This window comes from Streptomyces sp. YJ-C3 (assembly GCF_053891275.1).
In genome coordinates this window covers 4,428,025-4,447,913 of the sequence record NZ_CM132685.1, presented here as the reverse complement: position 1 = coordinate 4,447,913, position 19,889 = coordinate 4,428,025, and the positions used below count along the sequence as shown (strand labels likewise).

The window sequence follows — 19,889 nt, the reverse complement described above, 5'->3', positions numbered from 1 at the left end:
AGGCGATCGGTTGAACCGGCCCCGTTGCTACGCGCGTTTTGCCCCGTTACCAGGCTGCACGCCGGAAAGTGGACGGCCGCGCGGCTGTCCAGGCGGCTCCTGCCGGGGCCTAGATGGCTCCGCTGGCCAGGCAGGCTCCTCAACAGTGATACCAGCAGCTACCAGTAGTCCGTTCACCCCGGCCGGTAGCAGCACCACCAGGGCACGCAGTTGCTCCCAACTCTCCGCTGGAACCTCAGCTCCGGCTGGAACAGGCGGGGGGCAAGCCCCAGCGGGCCCACTTTGCCTTCTAGGCCTGTACGCCTCCTGGTTGCGGTCATAGACGTGCCAGTGCCGATGGCGAAGGATTCACTCGCGGCGCTGGCCGGGAGGCGCCAGGCTCGGCGAGCTTCCATGAGAGCTTTGAGGCCCCGTGGTCGGGAGTAGGTCTACTGATCTGTTCGGGGTGTTGTCGGGAGGGGTGACGGGCGGTGATTCCCGCGGTAGGCCGGTGGTATGCGGTACGCACAGGGCGGTGGACTGACCGCCGAACGGCAGCATTTTCGTGAGCGGATTCGCCTCGAGGCCGGGGAACGGTTCGAGCGGGGTGAGAAGAACACGGTGATCGCGAAGGAACTGCGGGTCAGTGTGCGCTCGGTGGAGCGCTGGCGGCGGGCCTGGCGCCAGGGCGGGACCGCCGCCCTGACCTCGGCCGGGCCGCCGAAGCTGCCCAGGGTGAGCGATGACCGGTTCACCGAACTGGAACAGGAGCTGGCCCGGGGGCCGGCGGTGCACGGCTGGGAAGACCAGCGCTGGACCCTGGCGAGGATCCGCATACTGATCTTCCGGCTATTCGCCCTGGAGGTCTCGCCGGCGGCGGTGTGGCGGCTACTGCACCGGCACGGCTGGTCCTGGCAGTCACCCGCCCGCCGGGCCGTTGAACGCGACGAATCCGCGGTCCATCTGTGGAAGAAAAACGTGTGGCCGCAGGCGGAATGACTGCGGCGGCGCTGGGCGCCTTCCTCGTCTTCGAGGACGAGGCCGGGTTCGGGATGACCCCGACACGGGCCCGGACCTGGGGCCGGCGCGGGCAGACGCCGGTGGTGCGGGTGCGCGGCCGGTCCTGGCGCCGCTATTCGATCGCCGCCCTGTGCTGTTACCGGCCGGGCGAGTTCTCCCGGCTGATCTACCGGCCCCGCCGGCACCGCAAGCACCCCGGCACGGGACGCAACAGTTTCGCCTGGACCGACTACCGCGACCTCATCGTTCGCGCCCACATCCAGCTCAAGGCTCCCATCGTCCTCATCTGGGACAATCTCAACACCCACCGGACCGCCGGGATGCGCCAGTACGCGGCAGGCCACGACTGGCTCACCATCGTTCATCTGCCCTCGTATGCCCCGGACTTGAACCCGGTGGAGGGCGTCTGGTCACTGCTGCGGCGCGGTCCGCTGGCCAATGTCGCCTTCACCGACGACGACCATCTCGAACACACCCTCCGCCGCGGCCTGCGGCACATTCAACGCCACCCCGAACTCATCGACGGCTGCCTCACCGGCACCGGACTCAAACTGACTCACTATCCGACGACAACACTCCGAATAGGTCAGTAACTCCCCACGCGTGAGCAATGCTCAAGACCTGTGGATCGAGCTCGGGTTGAACGCGAAGGCCGTACCTTTCCGAGTGATCGATTGATGGTCATCGAGTAGGCCGGTGCTGCGAACACCGGTCGGGAAGGCATGCCCGTGCTGAGCGTAGTCACCGCCGACGGCACCACCGCCAACGGCTCTTCGCTCATCGACGAGATCGTCCGGGAGGGTGCGAGGCGGATGCTAGCCGCCACGTTGAGGCCGAAGTCGATCCCTATAGAGCCGAGTTGGTCGACGAGAAGGACGAGCGTGGGCGGCGACTCGTGGTCCGCAACGGCCATCACCGGCCCCGCTCGGTGACCACCGCGGCCGGGGCGGTCGAGGTCAAGGCCCCGCGCGTCAGCGACAAGCGCGTCGACGCGGCTACTGGTGAGCGCAAGCGGTTCTCCTCGGCGATCCTGCCGCCCTGGGCTCGCAAGTCCCCGAAGATCAGCGAGGTGCTGCCGCTGCTCTACCTCCACGGCCTGTCCTCAGGCGATTTCCTGCCCGCTCTGGAACAGTTCCTCGGCTCCTCAGCCGGCCTGTCCCCGGCCACAGTGACCCGGTTGACCACTCAGTGGCAGGCCGATCACAAGGTGTTCGGCGAGCGCGATCTGTCTGCCACGGACTACGTCTACGTGTGGGCCGACGGCATCCACCTGCGCATCCGTTTGGAGGAGGCGAAGGCCGCGGTCCTGGTGGTGATGGGAGTGCGGGCGGACGGCACGAAGGAGCTGATCGCGATGGCGGACGGGTATCGGGAATCCTCGGAGTCCTGGGCGAGTCTGCTGCGGGACTGCCGACGGCGCGGCATGCGCGCTCCTGTCCTGGCCGTCGGTGACGGCGCCCTCGGGTTCTGGAACGCGCTGAACGAGGTCTTCCCCGAAACCCGTCATCAGCGGTGCTGGGTTCACAAAACGGCCAACTGTTCGGACAGCCTGCCGAAGTCGGCTCAGCCTGCGGCGAAGAAGGTGATCCAGGACATCTACAACGCCGAGGACAAGGAACACGCGGCGGCCGCGGTCAAGGCGTTCGCCAGGCAGTACGGCGCGAAGTTCCCCAAGGCCGTCAAGAAGATCGTCGTTGACGAGGCCGAGCTGCTGGCGTTCTACGACTTCCCCGCCGAGCACTGGATCCACTTGCGCACCACAAACCCAATCGAGTCGACCTTGGCGACCGTGCGGCTGCGGACGAAGGTCACCAAGGGCGCCGGGTCCCGGGCAGCCGCCCTGGCGATGCTGTTCGAGCTCGTCGAGTCCGCCCAGGCCCGCTGGCGAGCCGTGAACGCACCCCACCTCGTCGCCCTCGTCCGAGCCGGCGCCCGCTTTGAACGCGGTCACCTTGTCGAACGCCCTGAGAACGTCACGGCATAGGGTCTCGTCCACCATGACCGACTACGACACCTACGGCACCAGCAGTCACACCGCCGACGAACTTGTCCGCCTCGTCGGCGGCCGCCTCGGGCTGGCCTTCAACGAGCACGACAGCTACTTCCGAGGCGTCTACCACCGCGCGGAGAGCCCTGACGGCCACATCGAGATCCAGCCCAACCTGATTCCCGGCGACGACGGCGAAGACGACCTCTACGCCGCCGATTACCCGACGGTCCAGGTGCTGTTGCTGACAACCACCCCAGCCCTCAACCCCGCCCTGCGGGCCCAGCTGGACTCCATCGAAGGGCTCGTCCACCTGAATCACGAGTCATGGTGAACGGCCGCTGATCCACAGCTTTCGACACTTGCTCCCCACGCGTGAGGGCAGCGTCCATGGGCTCTTAAGACCGTGTTCTACATGGTCTACGGAGTGGGCGAGTCCGGGAGGATCGCCTCGGTGCGATCAAGGCTTGACCGGGGGTCTTACGGACAGTGAGGCTGTGGTTGCTCATGGAGCAGGTCGGATCTGAGGGGGAGCAGATGACGCATGCGGAGATAGGTCTTATGACTGTGGCTGTCATGGTCCTGACGGCTGTTGTCTCCTTCTTCTTCGCGGTTCCTCACTTCTGGAACGAACGGCTGCGTCGGCGAGGCGTGAAAGGAAGAGGTGTCTGCTAGCCACTCCGTGCGAAGTGGCAAGGTTGCCTGTCTGATCCGGTTCCGTGTCCCAGGTGGGGACTCAATCACGTTCACCACACCGTTCAGTTCTCAGGCCGGCGTAGACGTCAGGCAGCGGGTCGACGTGATCTATGACCCGCAGAGGCCGAAGCGAGCGGCGATCGCTTACACGCTGGCCAAGGACGGCACACCGGTTCGCCGTTTCCTGATCGGCATGGCCGTGGTCTTCGTCGTTGCTCTTGGCATCAGGATCTATGTGGCCCTGTGAGGCGCGGGCCTCGCCCTTACCTGTACGACCGTGCCAAAACGAGCAGGAAGCAACGGTAAACAACAGGCTCTGAGAGAGCGCGCATCTTGCAACCGTGCCCTACACGGTCTGCTTGAGGAACCGCTTGTAGCAGCAGAGGGCTGCTGCAAGACCGAGGAAGGCCACATAGTTGCCGGGTTTCCGCTCGTAGCGGCGGTTGAGCCTGCGGTAGCCGGTCAGCCATGACATGGTGCGCTCGATGACCCACCTGTGTCGGGCGAGGCGTTCGCTGGAGTCGATACCTCTACGGGCAATGCGGACACCGATATGTTTGCCCCAGAGCCATCGCCGCAGGTGGGGGACGTCGTATGCCCTATCAGCGTGAAGGCGGCGGGGCTTTGACTGCGTCGCGTGGGCTTCGTTTCCCAGGTGGAAATGGGACAGCATCGGTTTCAGGGCCTGACTGTCGTGGACGTTCGCGGCGGAGAGCCCGATGCGTAGGGGCAGTCCCCGTCCCTGTCGGACAGGACGTGCACCTTGGAACCTTGCTTGGCGCGATCCACGGGGCTCGGACCTGTGTACTCGCCCCTCTTTTTGCGCGGACGTCTGCGAAATCCAGGACCGCCCGGGACAGGTCGATCATGCCCTGATCGTCCAGGAGTTGGAGAACCTTCTGATACAGCTGGCCCCACACTCCGGCTCTCGACCAGATGGCGAACCTGCGGCGCACGGTCGACTTCGACGCCCCGAAGCATGGCGGTAAGGCACGCCAGGCACACCCGCTGACCAGTACGTAGATGACCGCCGCGAAGACTGCCTCGTCATCGATGTTCGCGACCCCACCGACCTGAGGACGCACCCGCGGCGGCAATTGCGGCCTTGCTATCTCCCACAACCCGTCCGGAACAATCCAGCCCCACTCCCCATGACACCTGTAAAACCGCCAACCGGTCATGCAGGACACGGTCTTAAGCCCTGCACGCTGCCTCGGAGGATGATCGCGAAGAACATCAAACGCTTCGGCCTGCTCATCGAACTGTGGGGCATCGGCGTGATCGCTGCCGCACTGACCCCTACAGTGTGGGGCCGGGAAACCCCGCTCGTGCGCGTGCTGTGGGTGCTGATCGTCGTCGGGACGCTCGTCGTTGCTGCCCTCCTGACCTACGTTGAGGTACGACTGCGGGCGTCGGTCGCGGCGGTTGGGGCGCACGAGTATCTGTCGACAGGCTGCCGGCACGGCGAGCACACCTACTGGCAGTCGATGACGGGGTACCAGGGTGAGAAGCGGCCGGGGGCCTGCAAGTTCTGCGCGACCCAGTGCATCTGTGCCTGTCACCAGGTACCAGCCCGGTGAGCTGCCTGCACCGTGGGACGCGCTTGCCCGGAGCGCGAGATGTCGTGGCGTCACTTACCGTCAGCGGTGGGATGAGCGACAGGATCGCAACCATCCTTGAGGAACCCCGTGTACCGCTTCGTACGCCGCGCGGGCCCCTTTTAGCTCCGGACGCCGAGGAACAGCCAGCCGAACTCCCAGCCGTGGTCGGTGCACGTTCTCCGCGACCGGGGCGCCGCACCACTGACAGTACGTCAGCGACCATTGTTCGACTCAATAGATTACTTAGCGTGATGTGGTGTGTACTTAAAATTCCTAGGTGTGGCGAAACGCTACGGAAGTCAATCTCTATATACGGGCTCATAGAATCGCGTCAACGCGCTAATGGGAGCCCAACCGGTCCAAGGCCTAGGAACCTCCGGTGTGAACTCCCTGCGCGGCTCCCGCCATTTGGAACCCAGCCCCAATGGAGACGCCATTTTGCAACAGCTTAGCAACACTCGGCCGTCGCCGAGTGGATCTGTACTCCGTGACTTTCGTCGGCTTCGGAACTGGTTCTTCAAAAACGGCCGCACGCTGGCCGAGGAGCTTCTGCGTGGCATTGCCTACAGCGTTGGCTCCGGTGTCGTGAGTCTCTTCATGGTCTGGATCCAGAGCCGTTTTTGAAGCCGGATTCTTCGGATCGGTCGCCTTGTAGTGGGTCGAGTCACACGTTGTCCTCATAGCATCAGGCCCACTCCTGGCCGTCAGCCAAGGTGCACGCGACGGGGTATCCGCTCGAGTCGAAGTGGGCAATGGTGCCGCTGTAGCCCACATGCCCGCAGGTCGGGCAGAGCAGAAGGCCGGTCCATGTCCGTCTGCGCCCCGCGCAGGATAGGCACGTCTCGCTGAGCGGCGTCGGGCCGGTGGTCTGGGCGTGCGAACACCGGCGCCCCAATGGGTGACCACCGGACGTGGTGGCTGGCACGCTGGAGCTACAGCGCCCGGTGGAAGAAAGCCGCTCCCAGACGGAGAACTTGGAAAAGAATCTGGCCGAGCGGGTCCTGATCGAGCAGGCCAAGCGCCTGCTCGCGGCCCAGCACGGCGTTCCTGTCGAGGTGGCCATGGCCTGGCTGCGCCAACAAGTACGGGATGAGCAGTGCACCGTTGTGGAGGTGGTGCGCGGCATCGTGGAGGCTCGGACCGGCACTCGTGGATAACGGGGTGGGAACGCGCGTCGTTAAGGTCCTGGGATGGCTTGAGCCCACGTCGCGCAGGTCTGTGGGGACAGGTCGGGGAACCGTTGCACGCTGAGGCCCTGTCCGGGGAGTGCGGCTCTGCTGACGGCCGGCGGGGCACGGCAGGCCGTCAGCAGAACCATCCGCGCGCTGTTTACGGCGCAGTCGTCAATATCCCTGCAGTGCCCGACCACAGGTCTAGCCGTTGTGCAATGCGATAGCCAGTAAACGAAGTGGCATTCCGGCGCACGGCAACCGGCAACTGCTCTCCGGGGTGCGGCCTGTACGGCACCGCCGGACGTCACTGGAACGCCTCCACGCACCGTCCCGCTGTGTGGTGACGAGACCCGCTTCAGGGCGTCGGGTCATAGCCAAGTCGCCTCTTTGTGGCCGATGACGGAACGGCCCCACCGTCCGGAGTAGGTGGGGGCGCTGGCTCGATACGGTCCGTATTTCAACAGGTGTGAACAGGGCCCTACTGGGGACCAGCCCCTTAGCTGACGCGCCTTACGCCGATGGGCCTTGTCGACTGCGACTCCCGGGGATGCCAGCACACTCCCGCGCGCAGGCGCCCCCGGTTGAGGTGGGCCCGGTCGCGGAACCGGGGAGTACACGCGACCGGGCCTGCGGGGCGGCGACGGGCCGCCAGCGCTCCCGCCGCACCGGCGGACCGCCATAGCTGGGGCGCCACCCCAGCATGGGCACCATCCAGCCATGAAGACAGCTCCGCGAGGGGCCGACCGGCCCTGGCTACGGGCCGGACGGGCATGACGAAAGAGCCCCACCGCCCGGAGGCGCACCTTCGTGACCGCCCAACTAGTAGGACTTTGTTGGGTGGTGTCGTAGGGCTGCCGGGGTGCGGGTTGGTGGCAGGTCGGGCAGTGGCCTGACCAGGTGGCAAGCAGTTGCTGTAGTTGTGCGAGGGCCTGGTAGAGGGTCAGGCCCCGGCCGGGGCTTTTGGGTCGGTGCGCTGTTCGGTCAGGAAGAGGTGGGCCGCGGTCACCAGGGTGACGTTGCGGTGCCAGCCGTCCCAGGACCGGCCCTCGGAGTGGTCGAGTCCGAGCCCGGTCTTCAGCTCGCGGTAGTCGTGCTCGATGCGCCAGCGGGTCTTGGCAAGCCGGACCAGGACACGGGGCGGGAGGTCGGCGGGCAGGTTGGAGAGCCAGTATCTGACCGGCTCGTCCGTGTCCTGGGGCCACTGGGCGATCAGCCAGCGCAGACCGAAGGTGCCGTCGTCGGCGGGTTTGGGGCGGCGACCGGCCGGACGGACCCGCAGGAACACGAACCGGGCCCGCATCCGGCCTCGCGATCCTCGGCGCCAGTCGACGGTGACGGCCTGGCCGTGGCCCGCGGCCCGCACGTGTGCACGCAGGCTGACCGGACGGGTGCGGTAGCGGGGCAGCGGCCGTGGGCCCAGTCCACCGTAGGGCAGGGTGACGGGTTCGATGGCCGCCGGGTAGGCCGTCAGCTCGCCCTTGACCTGCAGCGCGTAGGCCAGCTGCCGTTCTTCGAGCCCGTGGCGGAAGGAAGCGTTGTTGCCGTATCCGGCGTCGGCGGCCACCACTGCGGGCCGCAGACCGAGCCCGGCCAGCTCATCGAGCATGTCGAGTGCCAGCTGCCACTTGGGCCGGTGATGCCGGCGCTGCCGCGCGGCATCAGGCCCGTCCCAGCTCTCAGGCAGCAACAGCCGCCAGGTCAGCGGGCAGGACGCGCGGTCGGTGGCCGCGTGCACGCTCACCGTGACCTGGCAGTTGGCGGTCTTGCCCAGCGGCGGGCAGTACTGCGCGGCCACCGCGGGCGACAGGTCACCGTCCTTGGGAAAGCCGGTGTCATCCACCACCCACACCTCCGGCCGGCCCACCGCCACCGCCCGCCGGGCCAGCCTGTGCTGAACTGCGGCCATGGGCCAGGTCGATGACGTGACGAACTGCTGCAGCCGTTGATGATCGACGCCGAGCCGGCGGGCCATCGGCTGCATCGACTTGCGCCGACCGTCCAGCAGCAGGCCCCGTAAGTACAGGCCGCCCTTGGCCCGCTGATCCGACCGCACCAGCGGCGCGAACACCTCCGCCGCAAAATCCTCCAGCCGGTCACGGCACCCGGCAAGCTCCTCCGGAGTCATACCCCCAGCGAACTACCAGGCCCCGAACCTGACCAGCCACCTAACAAAGTCCTACTAGGACATGTCCGGTCGATCATGTTCGGAGCAGGAGAGCCTGACGGGTTCTCATAGCGAGAAGAGCCACAGGCAGAGCCCTATGAGGCCAGCTCCCACCAGTGCGTTCAGCGCGGCCATCATGGGCCTGGGCTTAAAGCCCTTGTCGAATCTGGCCATGGCGAAGGCGATGACGAAGAAGGGGATCGAAATCACCACAGCTCCCGTCCCCAGGGCGAAGTACAACAACTGCAGCATGCTTCTCCTCTTCAACCAGACGTATCTCGGTTTACGGCGTCCACGTCATCGAAGTGCGCGGAGCGCTGGGGAACGTTCCGCCCCAGGAAGCTCCCTGCACTCGAACGGCGATGATGCCGCGAACGCATGACGTGCGAAAGAGAGGGATGGTTGCCCCGCTAGGGCTTGGCCTGGACGACTACGAAATTCCTGCGTGTCCGCATCGTTGGTGTGGGCATGGGGCGGGGTGCCCTGACGGACGCGGAGTGGGAACGGCTGAAGCCGTTCCTGCCGGTCAGCAACGGTCGTGCGGCCGGTGGCGGAATCACCGGCAGGTGATCGACGGCATCATGCACCGCGTGCGGACCGGCGTGCAGTGGCGGGATCTGCCCGAGCGGTTCGGCCCGTGGAAGACGGTCTATGAGCGCCATCGGCTGTGGTCTGCCGACGGCACATGGGAACGCTTGCTGCAGCAGGTCCAGGCCGCGGCCGACGCCACTGGTGAAGTCGACTGGGACATCGCGGTGGACTCCACCATCGTGCGGGCCCATCAAGATGCGGCCGGCGCTCGAAGCGATCCACCACCGGGCCTTTGCGTCAAAGGGGACAGCAGAGAGCGAACACCAGGCCGAGCCCCCGTGGCAAAGCCTGCTGGCCCGCCTGGCGGAGGTGGTGCTGCAGATGAAGGCCTGGGCCGCTCGCGCGGCGGGTTCACCAGCAAGCTCCACCTGAGCGCGGACGGCCGCTGCCGCCCGTTGTCCTTGATCGTCACTCCGGGACAACGAGCCGACTGCACCCAGTTCAGGCCGGTTCTGGAGAAGAGTTCCCAGACCTGGCCCGGGCCGGCCGCGCAAGAAGCCGGACAGTCTCGCGGCCGACAAGAGGGGCACATGTGTCCTCAGCCCCCTACGATGCGGTCATGTCATCGTCTGGGATCGCTCCGGAGAGCCGTCGCGGGGGCATGAGGCCGACCTACATGGCGCCTGCACGTGGGGACCGGATCAGTAGGGCACTGTCGTGGTGGTGGGCGTCTGCGCCTGTCCTCCTGTTTGCCCCGGCGATCACGCATGCGTTGGGGTGGCCGGGCGTGCGGCGGGAGATCGGCTGGGCGTTCGTCCTGATGGCCTTGTTCGCTGCCGTGCTGGCGCCGGCCGTGGGATTGGTGGTGGTTCACGTGGGGGACCGGCGAGAGGCACGCGGATGATTCCTGATCATGGCTGTGGTGTCCAGTGTGCCGCTGCTCTTCTTCGCGGTTTTCGGAGTGCTGTTGCCCGAGTGCCCGGACGGAAACCACTGCTGGAGGCTGGTTCGTAGCTGCAGCCGCCGGGCGATGACCTAGTCGTGTCTGGTGTGATCACGATTCCGGAGCCCTCTTGGACTGCCCCGTCGTTCACCGGGCTCGGCCCGCGTCGCTATGGCCGCCCCCGCAGCAGCGCCGTCGGGCCGGACGCAGCATCAGGGACAGGGCCGCCGCTTGATATTGAGACCGACCATTGCATTTCCGTCTGGCGGTCCTGACCGCCGTTCGACACCGATCGCGCCACGAGCACTCCAATCCGGCCTCTGTCGCGGACTATTCCGCTGTCGGCCCCGCTCCCTCCGTTGAAGCATGGTTCGTACGCGCCCAGATAGCGCCCCGTGTTCGACGCTGAGAGAGATGCCTCTGGTCGAGGGCTGGGAAGCTCTCGGTGCGCCTGGCGTTCACCGCGGCTGAGCGGGGCGACGACCGCAGGTCGTGATGTTCCGTGGGGCAGGGTGGGGACATGACCACGTACGAGACGTTGCCGTTCCACCTTGAGACCGAGCGGCTGATCCTGCGGCCGTGGGCCGACTCGGACGCCGCTGAGTTCTGCGCCCTCCTCTCCGAGCGCGGCAAGGGAACTCCCACGGTTGAGCGTGCCCGGACGTCGATCGCGGAGCTGCGCGCCGCGACGATGACTACGGGGATCGCCCTGCTGCCCATCCAGCGTCGCGACGAGGGCGACTTCATCGGCTACTGCGGGCTGATCATCGGCCGCTCCACCCTGGAGGAGCCTGAGATCGCGTATGAGCTGTTCCAGTGCGTGCAGGGACGTGGCTACGCCACCGAGGCGGCCCGCGCGGTGCTCGATGCCGCTGTCACGACTGGCCGCAAGCGGCTCTGGGCGACCGTCGGCTCGTGGAACAACCCGTCGCTCCGGGTCCTCGAGAAACTCGGCTTCGAGCGGGATCACGTCTCTGTCGAAGACAACGGCGAGGTGCTCTGGCTGACCCGCCCGTTGCCGTGACGCGAGAGCATGCTCCCAGAGCTTCATCAGGGCAGGACTAAAGTCCGTTTCTGATCCAGCGGAACCGTTCCTGGATGTCCCCACTTCCGGTGGGGTCGTCGGGGGCACGTAGCACTCGCGGGTCGGGCGTCAGGGGGTCTTGTGGCGGGTGCCGCCCTCGATGTGGGTGGTCTCGCCGGAGACGAATCCCGCGCGCAGGAGCCACATCGGCGTGTCGACGATGTCGCGGTCTTGCCTTGGCGTCCGACGAAGGTTCCGCCCGCGCTCCTGCTCAGCAGGCCAAGACCGCCAGGTCGCCACCAAGCCCCACGCTCTCCTGCGGCAAGCCCACGAGCGGAACAGGCAAGGCGGCCATCGCCAAGATCGCCCGGCACGATAGGGAGAGGTTGGGCTTGCTGCGCTTGGTCGAGGTGCCGTCTCGCCCGGTGTCGCCGCAAGCTACCGAAGGCGACTGCCGGACGCCCCTCAGAGGTCGAACGCCGTCCTTTAGCGGTAGCCCTACTGGCCGCTCGCATGGGGCTCGCTGCCAGCCGGCCCGATGGGCAGTCCGGCCCAGATGCTCTCTCGCCATTGCGCTGGGGGTGGATTCATTTCACCACCCACCACCAAGGCGTGCTGCTCTGTACCGGCCACCAGCGAACCCGACCGGGTACTGCAACCTGCGGATGCCCGACTGGGCGGATACCGGGTCGGCCAACGGGAGCGTCCTGCACGCGGACGTCGACGGTGACGGCCGGGCTGGCAAGGGGCACCGCCGCTGTTCACCTCCTGCCGCGCCCTTCCGCTGCCCATGGCCCCGCTTCGGGCGCCATGGAGGGAGGCGACCGGGACGCCGTCCGTCCCGAGTGGCTGCTCGCCCTCTACCTCGCTCGCCCTCCCGCGCTGCACGACCCGGCTCGCGCTCCGCGGGAGGTCGAGGCCGAGCGGCGCGCACTCGCCCGACATGTGCTCAGTCCTGCCACGTACGAGGCCTGGGGCGCAGCACTTGGCGTGCCGGGGGAAGGTCATGCAGTCGCCCTGGGCACCGGCATGGACGGGACATCAGCCCCAAGCCGTTGGCAGGTCGGGCGGACGGGCCCTACTCCGAGAGCGGTTCCACCATCGGTGCGGTGTGGTGCTCAGACTCGACGAACGCCGCCGCTGCGGCTACGCCGAGAACGCCACAGACAGACGCGATGAGAACGGCTGCGGTAGCTACTGCCTTACGCATACGGATTGCCCTTCAGGAGTCCTGAGGTTCATCTACGTACGCAATGCTATGAGCGGTGAATGAGCACCCTTGCCAGCGAAAGCCCCGGCTAGCAGGTCCTTGGTCCCTTCGTTGAGTCGACCGACTCCGGGCCGCGGAGTCCGGGCAGGCTGGTCGCAGTCAAATCGACTTCGCTGAGCAGGCCACGTCGTGGCCGATATCCAAGGAGCGCAGAGCGTCCTGAGTTGCACGCCACGGGGTGCTGTCGACCGTCTGACGCGACCAGCGTCCAAAGCCACGCGAACCCCAGGCTCGGGCTGTCGGGCAGTCGAGGCTGTCATGGCCGGTACCGTGTTCCACGAAGCGGGCCGGGAAGACCGAGAACTCGACCGGACACCGTTCTGGCGGACCGCGCGTACTCGTCACGCGCGATCCGCAGGCATTTCCGCCGACGCGGGATCCGCGCTGTCGTTCCCCAGCCGTCCGACCAGGTCGGTCGCTGTTGGCGTCGAGGTGGGTCGAGTGGCCGGCCGGCCACTCGACTTGGACGCCGAAGCGTACAAGCAGCGCAACACGGTCGAGCGATGCATCTGCCGGATCAAGCAGTGGCGGGGTCTGACCATGCGAACGGGCAACTTCGCAATCGCCTACCGGGCAGCGCTGCACTTCGCTGCCACCCTCATCTGGGCCGGGGCGTGCGGAGTGGTGCGAGGGCTGAGGTCAGGGTGACGACCTCGGTGAGCATCTGCTGCAGGGCGCTCTCGTGACGTGCGGCGGGTGCGAAGGACGTGTACTGCTCGAAGTCGCTTTGCAGCGAGAGGTGGACCTGGGTGTGTACGGCCGTCAGCTGGACCGCGCCGGCGATGTGCCGGAGGTGGTCGAGGGCGCGGGCGCCGCTGACGTTGCTGCCGTAGCCGACGAACCCGGCTGCCTTGTTGTTCCATTCGTTGTAGACGAAGTCGATGGCGTTCTTCAGTGCGGCGGGGATCGAGCGGTTGTACTCGGGGGTGACGAAAACGAATCCGTCGAGCGCGTCGATCGTGGCGGCCCAGGTGCGGGTGTGGTCGTGCGCGTAGTCGCCGAGGCGCGGTGTGCGCGGCTCGTCGAACAGGGGCAGGTGATAGTCGGCGATGTCGACGACTTCGAACGTGGCGTCGTCCCGCGCGCCGGCGGTCTTCTCGACCCACTGCGCGATCTGCGGTCCGAGGCGGCCGGGGCGGGTGGTGCCGAGGATGATGCCTATCGTGGGCATGAAGGTCTCCACATGTACGTGAGGGGTTCGGGGCGGGCGAGGCGAGCGGCAGTCGTCAGGATGTGAGGCCGGGGGTGGCCAGCATGTTCTCGATGAGGTCGGCGGCGCGGGGGGTGCCGCCCTCGGCGCGGGCGGCGGCCTGCAACTGCTGGGATCGGGCGCGGCGTTCCGGATCGAACATCAGGTCGTCCAGTGCCGTGCGGAGAGTTTCGGCGGTGGCGTCGGCGGTGTCCACGCGGCGGGCGACGCCGAGTTCCACGAGCTTGTCGGCGTTCATGAACTGCTCGGCTCCCTGCGGGACGGCGATCATGGGGACGCCGGCGAGGAGCCCTTCGCCGCTGCCGCCCATGCCGGCGTGGGTGACGAAGGCATCTGCCTGTCCGAGGATCGCCCGCTGGGGGATCCAGGAGTGCACTTCGACGTTGGGCGGGATGGTGCCGAGTGCCTCGGGGTCGGTGTGTTTGCCGATCTGGAGGACGACGTGCCAGCCCGGCAGGTCGCCGAAGGCGGCGAGGCACTGCCGGTAGAACTCCGGCCTGTGCGTGTAGGCGGAGCCGAGGGAGATCAGCAGTACGTTGTCCGCGTCCGCCGGGCGGGTCCAATCATCCGTGTCCGCCGGGGCGTCGAAGCAGGGGCCGGTGAAGGTCACTGTGTTGGTGTCGACGCGGTCGGCGTGCGGCTGCATCGCTTTCGGGATCAGGGCGAGGGCCCGGGCGGGCGGCCCTGAGAAGGCGTCCACGTCCGTGGTGGTTGCCCCGCAGTCGGCCAGCCACCGCGCGAACCTGCCCCGGTACGCGTCGGCGCCCGGCAACTTCCGCAGTTGCGCCGCGACTTCCTCCTGGTAGCCGTCCCAGCCGACGAACGTCGGGGACAGCTGCACGAGGGGACGGCCCTGGCTTTCGGCGAGGGCGCGTGCGGCGTATGCGCCGATGTCGTAGAGGTACAGGTCGGCCGGATCGTCGTCGTAGGCGGCGTGCAGTTGGGGGAGCGCTTGGACGGCGTCGTCGAGGAAGAGACTCGCCGCGGCGATGGGATCGGCGGGCCAGTTGTTGTTCGCGACGGGCAATGTGGAGGTGCAGGGCACCAGTGCCGCACCGGCGGACTCGATCCGGTCGGCCACGAGCGGATCGTTGGCGTAGGTGACCCGGTGCCCGCGGGCCACCAGTTCACGGATGAGCGCGAGGCTGGGCAGGACATGGCTGAGGATGGGGACACCGACCATCGCGATGTGGGCGCGGCTACGGGACATGGGTGATCACTCGTTTCTGGCGCGGGATGATGGGTGCGGGACGGGTGCGGGCGGTGGGGCGAGACCCGGTGTCAGGGCTGGTCGGTCTGCGCGGCGGCCTGCTCCAGGTCGGTGACGGTCCCCGACATGATCGTCCGTACGTGCCGGGTGATGTGCTGCACGGGCCAGTCCCACCACGCCACGGCGAGGAGCCGGGCGATGTCCGCGGCGTCGTAGCGGGTGCGGATGAGCCGGGCGGGGTTGCCGCCGACGATGCCGTAGTCGGGGACGTCGCCGGTGACCACGGCGCCGGCGGCGATGATCGCGCCGTGCCCGATGCGCACACCGGGCATGACCGTGGCGCCGTGGCCGAACCACACGTCGTTGCCGACGACCGTGTCGCCCCGGCCGGGCAGGCCGGTGATCAGGTCGAAGTGCTCCGCCCAGGAACCGCCCATGGTGGGGAACGGAAAAGTGGAAGGGCCGTCCATGCGGTGGTTGGCTCCGTTCATGATGAACCGGGTGCCCGTGCCCAGCGCGCAGTACTTGCCGATGACAAGCCGCTCGGGACCGTAGTGGTACAGCACGTTGCGCGACTCGAACGCGGTCGGATCGTCCGGATCGTCGTAGTAGGAGAAGTCACCGACCTCGATCAACGGCGACTTCACCAACGGCTTGAGGAGAACCACGCGAGGATGCTCGGGCATCGGGTGGAGCACGGTGGGGTCAGCGGGAACGGGTGGCATCGCGGAGTTGGTTCCTCTCTGGTGAACCTAGGGCGACAGTTGTCGCGTTAAGATGCTGGCACAGCCCTGCCGCCTTGATCAACCGGATACTGATTGCCGATGACAGACCCACTGGACACGACGCCGGACCGCCGTCCGGGCGGCCGCACCGCCCGCATCCGCGCCCAGGTTCTCGATGCGGTGCGAGCCGAACTCGCTGAAGGCGGTCACGAACGACTCACGATGGAGGGCGTCGCGACGCGCGCCGGAGTGCACCGCGCCACGGTCTATCGACGGTGGCGCGATGTCGGCGGCCTGCTCGTCGACGTCATCGACGCCGCCGGCGAGATCGACTGGCAGCCACCGGACACCGGCTCGCTGCGCCGCGATCTGACCGCCCTCAACCAGGAGATCCAGGAATCCCTGGTCCTACAGCCGTCGTTCGCCGTCGCCCTCATGGCCGCCTCGTTCCACTCCGAACAGGCCGCGCGGGCCCAGACGCAGCTGTGGACGGACCGGTACGCGCAGTGCGAGATCCTTGTCGAGCGCGCCATCGAGCGCGGTGAACTCCCCGTACAGCACACGGACGCGCGGAGCCTGCTGATCGCCGCCACGGCGCCGCTCTACCACCAGCTCGTGCTCCTGCGTGCGGATCCGGACCCGCAACTCCCGGAACGGGCCGCCGAGGCGGCGGTCCTGGCGGCTGCCGCGGGTGCCTTCTCCGTTCGTCGGGAAGAGAGCGTGTGACCGAGCTACAGCAGGGCGCAAGGAACCCGCCGGTAGGCGGCTTCCTCTGGATCAAGCCCGTTTGATGTCCCTGGCCAAAAGGATCTCGGATCTGCAGGCGGGCGGCCTATGCTGAGCGCCGTTCGCACTATTGGGGGGAAGCATGGCAAGCAGGTTCACCGAGTTGACCGTTGACTGCCATGATCCGGAGAGGCTCGCGGCCTTCTGGTGCGAGGTCCTGGACTTCAAGGTGATCGACCGGAGCGAGGGCAAGGTCGAGATCGGCTCTTGGGTGCCGACCGTCGAGGAGATCCGGGCCCGCCAGATGCCGCCCACCCTAATGTTCATTCGTGTGCCCGAGGGCAAGACCGTCAAGAACCGGCTGCACCTCGACGTCAGCCCGATCGACGGCAGCACCGAGGACGAGGTGACCCGGCTGCTCGGCCTCGGCGCGACCAGGACGGACGTCGGCCAGGGTCCAGGCCGGAACTGGGTGGTCATGGCTGACCCCGAGGGCAACGAGTTCGACGTCCTGCGCACCTTGGCACCGCAGGACTAGGCGGTGTCTTAGGAGTCGGTGACCCTTCTGGCTGGCCGCCCTGGAAAGTTGCGTGCGGTCAGCCAGGCGATGAGGTCAAGCGCGATCCGGCTGATGTCGTCTTCCGCGTGAACCTTGTGCTCGTGGCGGGCTGAGTCACGGCGAACGATCTCGTATCCGCCCTCTTCCAGAACGGCCACGGACGCGTACCAGGTGGGGGCGTCCGCATCAGGCTCGATGACGATGAACGTGTGTCCGTGCCGTCGAGTGCGCTGATCATTTCGAACAAGGCGTCCTCGGAGGCGCCCTCAATGTGGTCGCCGTTCTCGCTGACCACGCCGTAGCCTCTGGCCCCCATCGGGACGGTCCTCTCCCTGTGCCGGTATCCGATCGGGTCGGCATCGCACGGGGCCGCCTACAGTCACTCGTTGATCGCTGCGTCCTGGACGACCGCCAGGTAACGCACGGCCAGCTTGTCGAACCGTGTGGTCACGGCACGGTTGCGCTTGAGCCGGTCACCCCGCACCCCGCACCCGCATCGGGCGGATACGAGGACGACCCGCGCCGAGCCAGGGCACGCGAATGGCTTCTAGCACGGCGACGAACTGCGGGGTGTCACCACGCTGTCCGGCCGTGATCAGCACCGACAACGGCCGCTGCCTCTGCCCACAGGCCAGGTGAATCTTTGTGGTCCACCCACCACGTGAGCGTCCCAGACCATGGTCGTCAGGCTTGGGACAGCTTCCGCCCGGGCCCGCGCCCGCGAGGGTAGCTCGAACAGGCTCGCCGTCCTGCCCCAAGAGGAGCGAGGTCCGCCGCGAGGTGGCGCGCGGTGTACTCGACCGCGCCGTTCGTGACCCCCTTGACGAGTGATCCCGGCCCGGGGCGCCAGCCGACCACACCGGAGAACAGCACCAGCGACCCGGTGGGCCGCAGTACCGGTGCGAAATGTTTGGCGACCAGCAGCGGGCCGATCACCTTCGCCGCGAACGCGGCGAGCAGTTTGTCGCGGTCCAGTTCGATGGCGCGGACGTCGTGCGGCGCCGAGCCGGTCGTCACGATGTGGTCGACGCCGCCCTCCTTCAGGCGCTCCGCCGCGGCCGCGAGCGTTGACTCGTCCTGCAGATCGATCCGCACCGCGGTGGCGCCGATCTCGCGCGCGAGTCCGTCGGCCGCAGCTTCGTCGCCCAATCGCGTTCGATGAAGGCGATGGCGTTGAGAGCCTTGGGGCCGAAGTAACCGGCGAGATCGTTGAGCACCATGGCGCGGCGCTCGTCGGGGTCCATGCGGGAGCCGGTGTCGGCGTGGCGTCCTTCGAGGAAGCCGACGAGCACGCCGCACGACCCGTCATGAGGTGTGTTGTCGAGGACGGTGCCGAAGGGACGGTGGGTGCTGTTGGCCTGGCCGCTGAGGCCGGCGTGGCGCCAGAACGGCTCGCCGTAGGCGATGTTGATCTTGATGACGCGGCCCATCGGCATCCGCTGGACGAGCTGGTCCCGGTCGCCGGGCAGACCCGGGGTGTAGCGGATACGGGCGGCCAGCGGCGGCGGGACGGCGACTACGGCCCGCCGGGCGCGGACGGTCAGGCCGCTGCGAGTGGTGATGCGGACGCCGGAGGTCGCTGTGGGCCGCCAGTCGATGTCGGTGACGGGCGCCTCCAGGACGATCCGGCCCCCGAGCTTCTCCGCCAGTTCGAGCGCAATGCGCTGCGTTCCGCCGACGACGCGGTCCTGCTGGGCTGCGCCCTCGACGTTGATCATCTGGTCGACGCCTCCGGCGGCGCCGATGTAGAACGCGGCCCATAGCGCGGACACGTCTTCCGGCTCGGCGGCGAAGACCGCCTCGGTGACCAGCCGGAAGAAGTCCCGGCCGCCTTCGGTGTGCGCGGTCCTGCGCAGCCAGGTGTCGAAGGTCTGCCGGTCGAGCTTCTCGGCCCGGGGCGCCAGCCACGGCTCGGCCGCCGCGACCTGCCGGGCTGTCCGGTCCAGTCGGTACTGGGCCTGTCCGATGTCGGCGAGGACGAGCGGGTTGAGCTTGGGGATGCGGCCCTTGTACCGGGAGCGGGTGGAGCGGAACTCCGCGATGTGCTCACCGTCGCCGTACGTGGGGTAGGTCCGCAGGCCGAGTTCCCTGATCAGCTTCATGGCGTGACGCTGGGTCGGGCCGACCCACTGCCCGCCCACCTCGATGGGGGCGCCACCTGGCAGCTCGCCGTTCAGGAGGCGTCCGCCGACACGGTCGCGTGCCTCCAGGACGAGCACATCCGCCCCGTTCCGTACGAGGTCACGGGCGGCCACCAGCCCGGCCACTCCGGCGCCGACGATCACGACGTCCACGGACTTCTCCACCACGTCCACCTCTCATACAGAACGCATCTGACATACACAACGTATGTGATATCCATGGCGTATGGAAACGCTGCGAGAGAAGTACGCGGAGAACACGCGCCGCGCCCTGCTCGAGACGGGACTGCGGCTCTTCACCGAGCGGGACTACGCCAGCGTCTCCGCAGAGGAGTTGGTGCGTACCGCAGGGCTGACACGAGGCGCTCTCTACCACCACTTCGACGGCAAGCCCGGCCTCTTCGCAGCAGTCTTCGAGGAGCTGGAGCGGCAGGCCACCCAGCACATCCGGACGGCGATCGCCCCCGTGGACGATCCGCGTGAGCGGGCCTCCCGGGCGGTCGGCGCGTTCCTCGACGTCTGCAGCGACGGCGCCTACCGGCACATCGTGCTCCAGCAGGGGCCCATCGCCCTGGGCTGGCAACGCTGGCGTGAGCTGGACCAGCTCCACCTCGGCGCCCTGGTCCTCGACGTCGTCAATGCCGCGCTCGATGCCGGACGCCTACGTCCCCACCCGGCCAACCTGGTAGCCGGGGCCTTCTACGGCGCGCTCACAGAACTGTCCCTCGCGATCGCCGACAGCGACGCACCGGAGCAGGCCCGGTCCCAGGCCGCGGAACTCGTCCGCGATCTCATCGACGGGGTGACGACGGACGCCACCCCGCCCTGCGCATAACCCGCAGCGACGTGGACCGGCCCGCACCTGCGAACCGCCGACCGGGCCATCCGGGCAAACCCCGCCCCCACGGGCTGACGGAGACCCTGAAGTGCG

General features: G+C 67.6%; 16 protein-coding genes and 5 pseudogenes. 12 read left to right on the top strand and 9 right to left on the bottom strand.

Annotation, left to right across the window (positions count from 1 at the left end):
• The first annotated feature begins 495 nt into the window (after positions 1-495).
• From ACVHNB_RS19925 to ACVHNB_RS19910, 4 genes and pseudogenes are all read left to right on the top strand, one after another.
• A protein-coding gene (locus ACVHNB_RS19925; RefSeq protein WP_456228652.1) for an IS630 family transposase occupies positions 496-1,592 on the top strand; the annotation gives its coding sequence in 2 pieces (ribosomal slippage) (positions 496-957 and positions 960-1,592; 1,095 coding nt in all).
• 135 nt (positions 1,593-1,727) lie between these two features.
• Positions 1,728-2,983: pseudogene (locus ACVHNB_RS19920) on the top strand (IS256 family transposase).
• 13 nt (positions 2,984-2,996) lie between these two features.
• The gene (locus ACVHNB_RS19915; RefSeq protein WP_428957391.1) at positions 2,997-3,320 is read left to right on the top strand and encodes a hypothetical protein; all 324 of its coding nucleotides are present in this window, start codon (positions 2,997-2,999) and stop codon (positions 3,318-3,320) included.
• 465 nt (positions 3,321-3,785) lie between these two features.
• The gene (locus ACVHNB_RS19910) at positions 3,786-3,929 is read left to right on the top strand and encodes a hypothetical protein (RefSeq protein WP_428957392.1); all 144 of its coding nucleotides are present in this window, start codon (positions 3,786-3,788) and stop codon (positions 3,927-3,929) included.
• A 99-nt stretch (positions 3,930-4,028) separates the two neighbouring features.
• On the opposite strand, the pseudogene ACVHNB_RS19905 reads toward ACVHNB_RS19910, so the two are convergent.
• Positions 4,029-4,863, bottom strand: a pseudogene (locus ACVHNB_RS19905) (IS5 family transposase).
• A gap of 39 nt (positions 4,864-4,902) precedes the next feature.
• On the opposite strand from ACVHNB_RS19905, the gene ACVHNB_RS19900 reads away from it, so the two are divergent.
• Positions 4,903-5,262 carry a hypothetical protein gene (locus ACVHNB_RS19900; RefSeq protein ID WP_428957393.1) on the top strand — a complete coding sequence of 120 codons (360 nt, stop codon included), beginning with the start codon at positions 4,903-4,905 and terminating at the stop codon, positions 5,260-5,262.
• A gap of 932 nt (positions 5,263-6,194) precedes the next feature.
• Positions 6,195-6,440 (top strand): ANTAR domain-containing protein, encoded by a 246-nt coding sequence (locus tag ACVHNB_RS19895; RefSeq protein WP_456228795.1) that lies wholly within the window; start codon positions 6,195-6,197, stop codon positions 6,438-6,440.
• 955 nt (positions 6,441-7,395) lie between these two features.
• On the opposite strand, the gene ACVHNB_RS19890 is transcribed toward ACVHNB_RS19895, so the two are convergent.
• Positions 7,396-8,580: an IS701 family transposase gene (locus ACVHNB_RS19890; RefSeq protein ID WP_428957395.1), complete on the bottom strand. Its 1,185-nt coding sequence runs from the start codon at positions 8,578-8,580 to the stop codon at positions 7,396-7,398.
• Positions 8,581-8,685: 105 nt separating this feature from the next.
• On the bottom strand, positions 8,686-8,871 hold the full coding sequence (locus ACVHNB_RS19885; protein ID WP_428957396.1) for a hypothetical protein: 186 nt from the start codon (positions 8,869-8,871) through the stop codon (positions 8,686-8,688).
• Between the two features lie 216 nt (positions 8,872-9,087).
• Here ACVHNB_RS19885 and ACVHNB_RS19880 point away from each other — a divergent pair.
• The 3 genes and pseudogenes from ACVHNB_RS19880 to ACVHNB_RS19870 form a co-directional block, all read left to right on the top strand.
• Positions 9,088-9,732, top strand: a pseudogene (locus ACVHNB_RS19880) (IS5 family transposase); the annotation flags it as partial.
• An 881-nt stretch (positions 9,733-10,613) separates the two neighbouring features.
• Positions 10,614-11,117 carry a GNAT family N-acetyltransferase gene (locus ACVHNB_RS19875; RefSeq protein ID WP_428957397.1) on the top strand — a complete coding sequence of 168 codons (504 nt, stop codon included), beginning with the start codon at positions 10,614-10,616 and terminating at the stop codon, positions 11,115-11,117.
• A gap of 1,533 nt (positions 11,118-12,650) precedes the next feature.
• Positions 12,651-13,035: pseudogene (locus ACVHNB_RS19870) on the top strand (transposase); the annotation flags it as partial.
• On the opposite strand, the gene ACVHNB_RS19865 reads toward ACVHNB_RS19870, so the two are convergent.
• The 3 genes from ACVHNB_RS19865 to ACVHNB_RS19855 all read right to left on the bottom strand — a co-directional run bounded on the left by ACVHNB_RS19865 (position 12,986) and on the right by ACVHNB_RS19855 (position 15,532).
• Positions 12,986-13,558: an NADPH-dependent FMN reductase gene (locus ACVHNB_RS19865; protein ID WP_456228794.1), complete on the bottom strand. Its 573-nt coding sequence runs from the start codon at positions 13,556-13,558 to the stop codon at positions 12,986-12,988. The pseudogene ACVHNB_RS19870 and the gene ACVHNB_RS19865 sit on opposite strands and share 50 nt — an antisense overlap.
• Positions 13,559-13,613: 55 nt before the next feature.
• Entirely contained in the window at positions 13,614-14,807 is a 1,194-nt protein-coding gene (locus ACVHNB_RS19860) for a macrolide family glycosyltransferase (protein WP_456228793.1), read from the bottom strand.
• A gap of 71 nt (positions 14,808-14,878) precedes the next feature.
• Positions 14,879-15,532 (bottom strand): CatB-related O-acetyltransferase, encoded by a 654-nt coding sequence (locus tag ACVHNB_RS19855; RefSeq protein WP_428957400.1) that lies wholly within the window; start codon positions 15,530-15,532, stop codon positions 14,879-14,881.
• A 99-nt stretch (positions 15,533-15,631) separates the two neighbouring features.
• Here ACVHNB_RS19855 and ACVHNB_RS19850 point away from each other — a divergent pair, with 99 nt between their 5' ends.
• Positions 15,632-16,258 carry a TetR/AcrR family transcriptional regulator gene (locus tag ACVHNB_RS19850; RefSeq protein ID WP_456228792.1) on the top strand — a complete coding sequence of 209 codons (627 nt, stop codon included), beginning with the start codon at positions 15,632-15,634 and terminating at the stop codon, positions 16,256-16,258.
• Between the two features lie 142 nt (positions 16,259-16,400).
• Positions 16,401-16,796, top strand: a complete 396-nt coding sequence (locus ACVHNB_RS19845; RefSeq protein ID WP_428957402.1) for a VOC family protein — start codon at positions 16,401-16,403, stop codon at positions 16,794-16,796.
• 518 nt (positions 16,797-17,314) lie between these two features.
• Here ACVHNB_RS19845 and ACVHNB_RS19840 read toward each other — a convergent pair.
• The 3 genes and pseudogenes from ACVHNB_RS19840 to ACVHNB_RS19830 form a co-directional block, all read right to left on the bottom strand.
• Positions 17,315-17,491: pseudogene (locus ACVHNB_RS19840) on the bottom strand (IS5 family transposase); the annotation flags it as partial.
• 10 nt (positions 17,492-17,501) lie between these two features.
• A complete protein-coding gene (locus ACVHNB_RS19835) occupies positions 17,502-17,912 on the bottom strand; it encodes an SDR family oxidoreductase (RefSeq protein ID WP_456228791.1) in 411 nt (136 codons plus the stop codon).
• Positions 17,858-19,123, bottom strand: coding sequence for a flavin monoamine oxidase family protein (locus tag ACVHNB_RS19830; RefSeq protein ID WP_456228790.1), 1,266 nt, complete (start codon positions 19,121-19,123; stop codon positions 17,858-17,860). The genes ACVHNB_RS19835 and ACVHNB_RS19830 overlap by 55 nt, the downstream gene beginning before the upstream one ends.
• Before the next feature lie 61 nt (positions 19,124-19,184).
• Between ACVHNB_RS19830 and ACVHNB_RS19825 the strand changes: the two genes are divergently transcribed.
• Positions 19,185-19,793, top strand: a complete 609-nt coding sequence (locus ACVHNB_RS19825) for a TetR/AcrR family transcriptional regulator (RefSeq protein WP_428949787.1) — start codon at positions 19,185-19,187, stop codon at positions 19,791-19,793.
• The last annotated feature ends 96 nt before the right edge of the window (positions 19,794-19,889 follow it).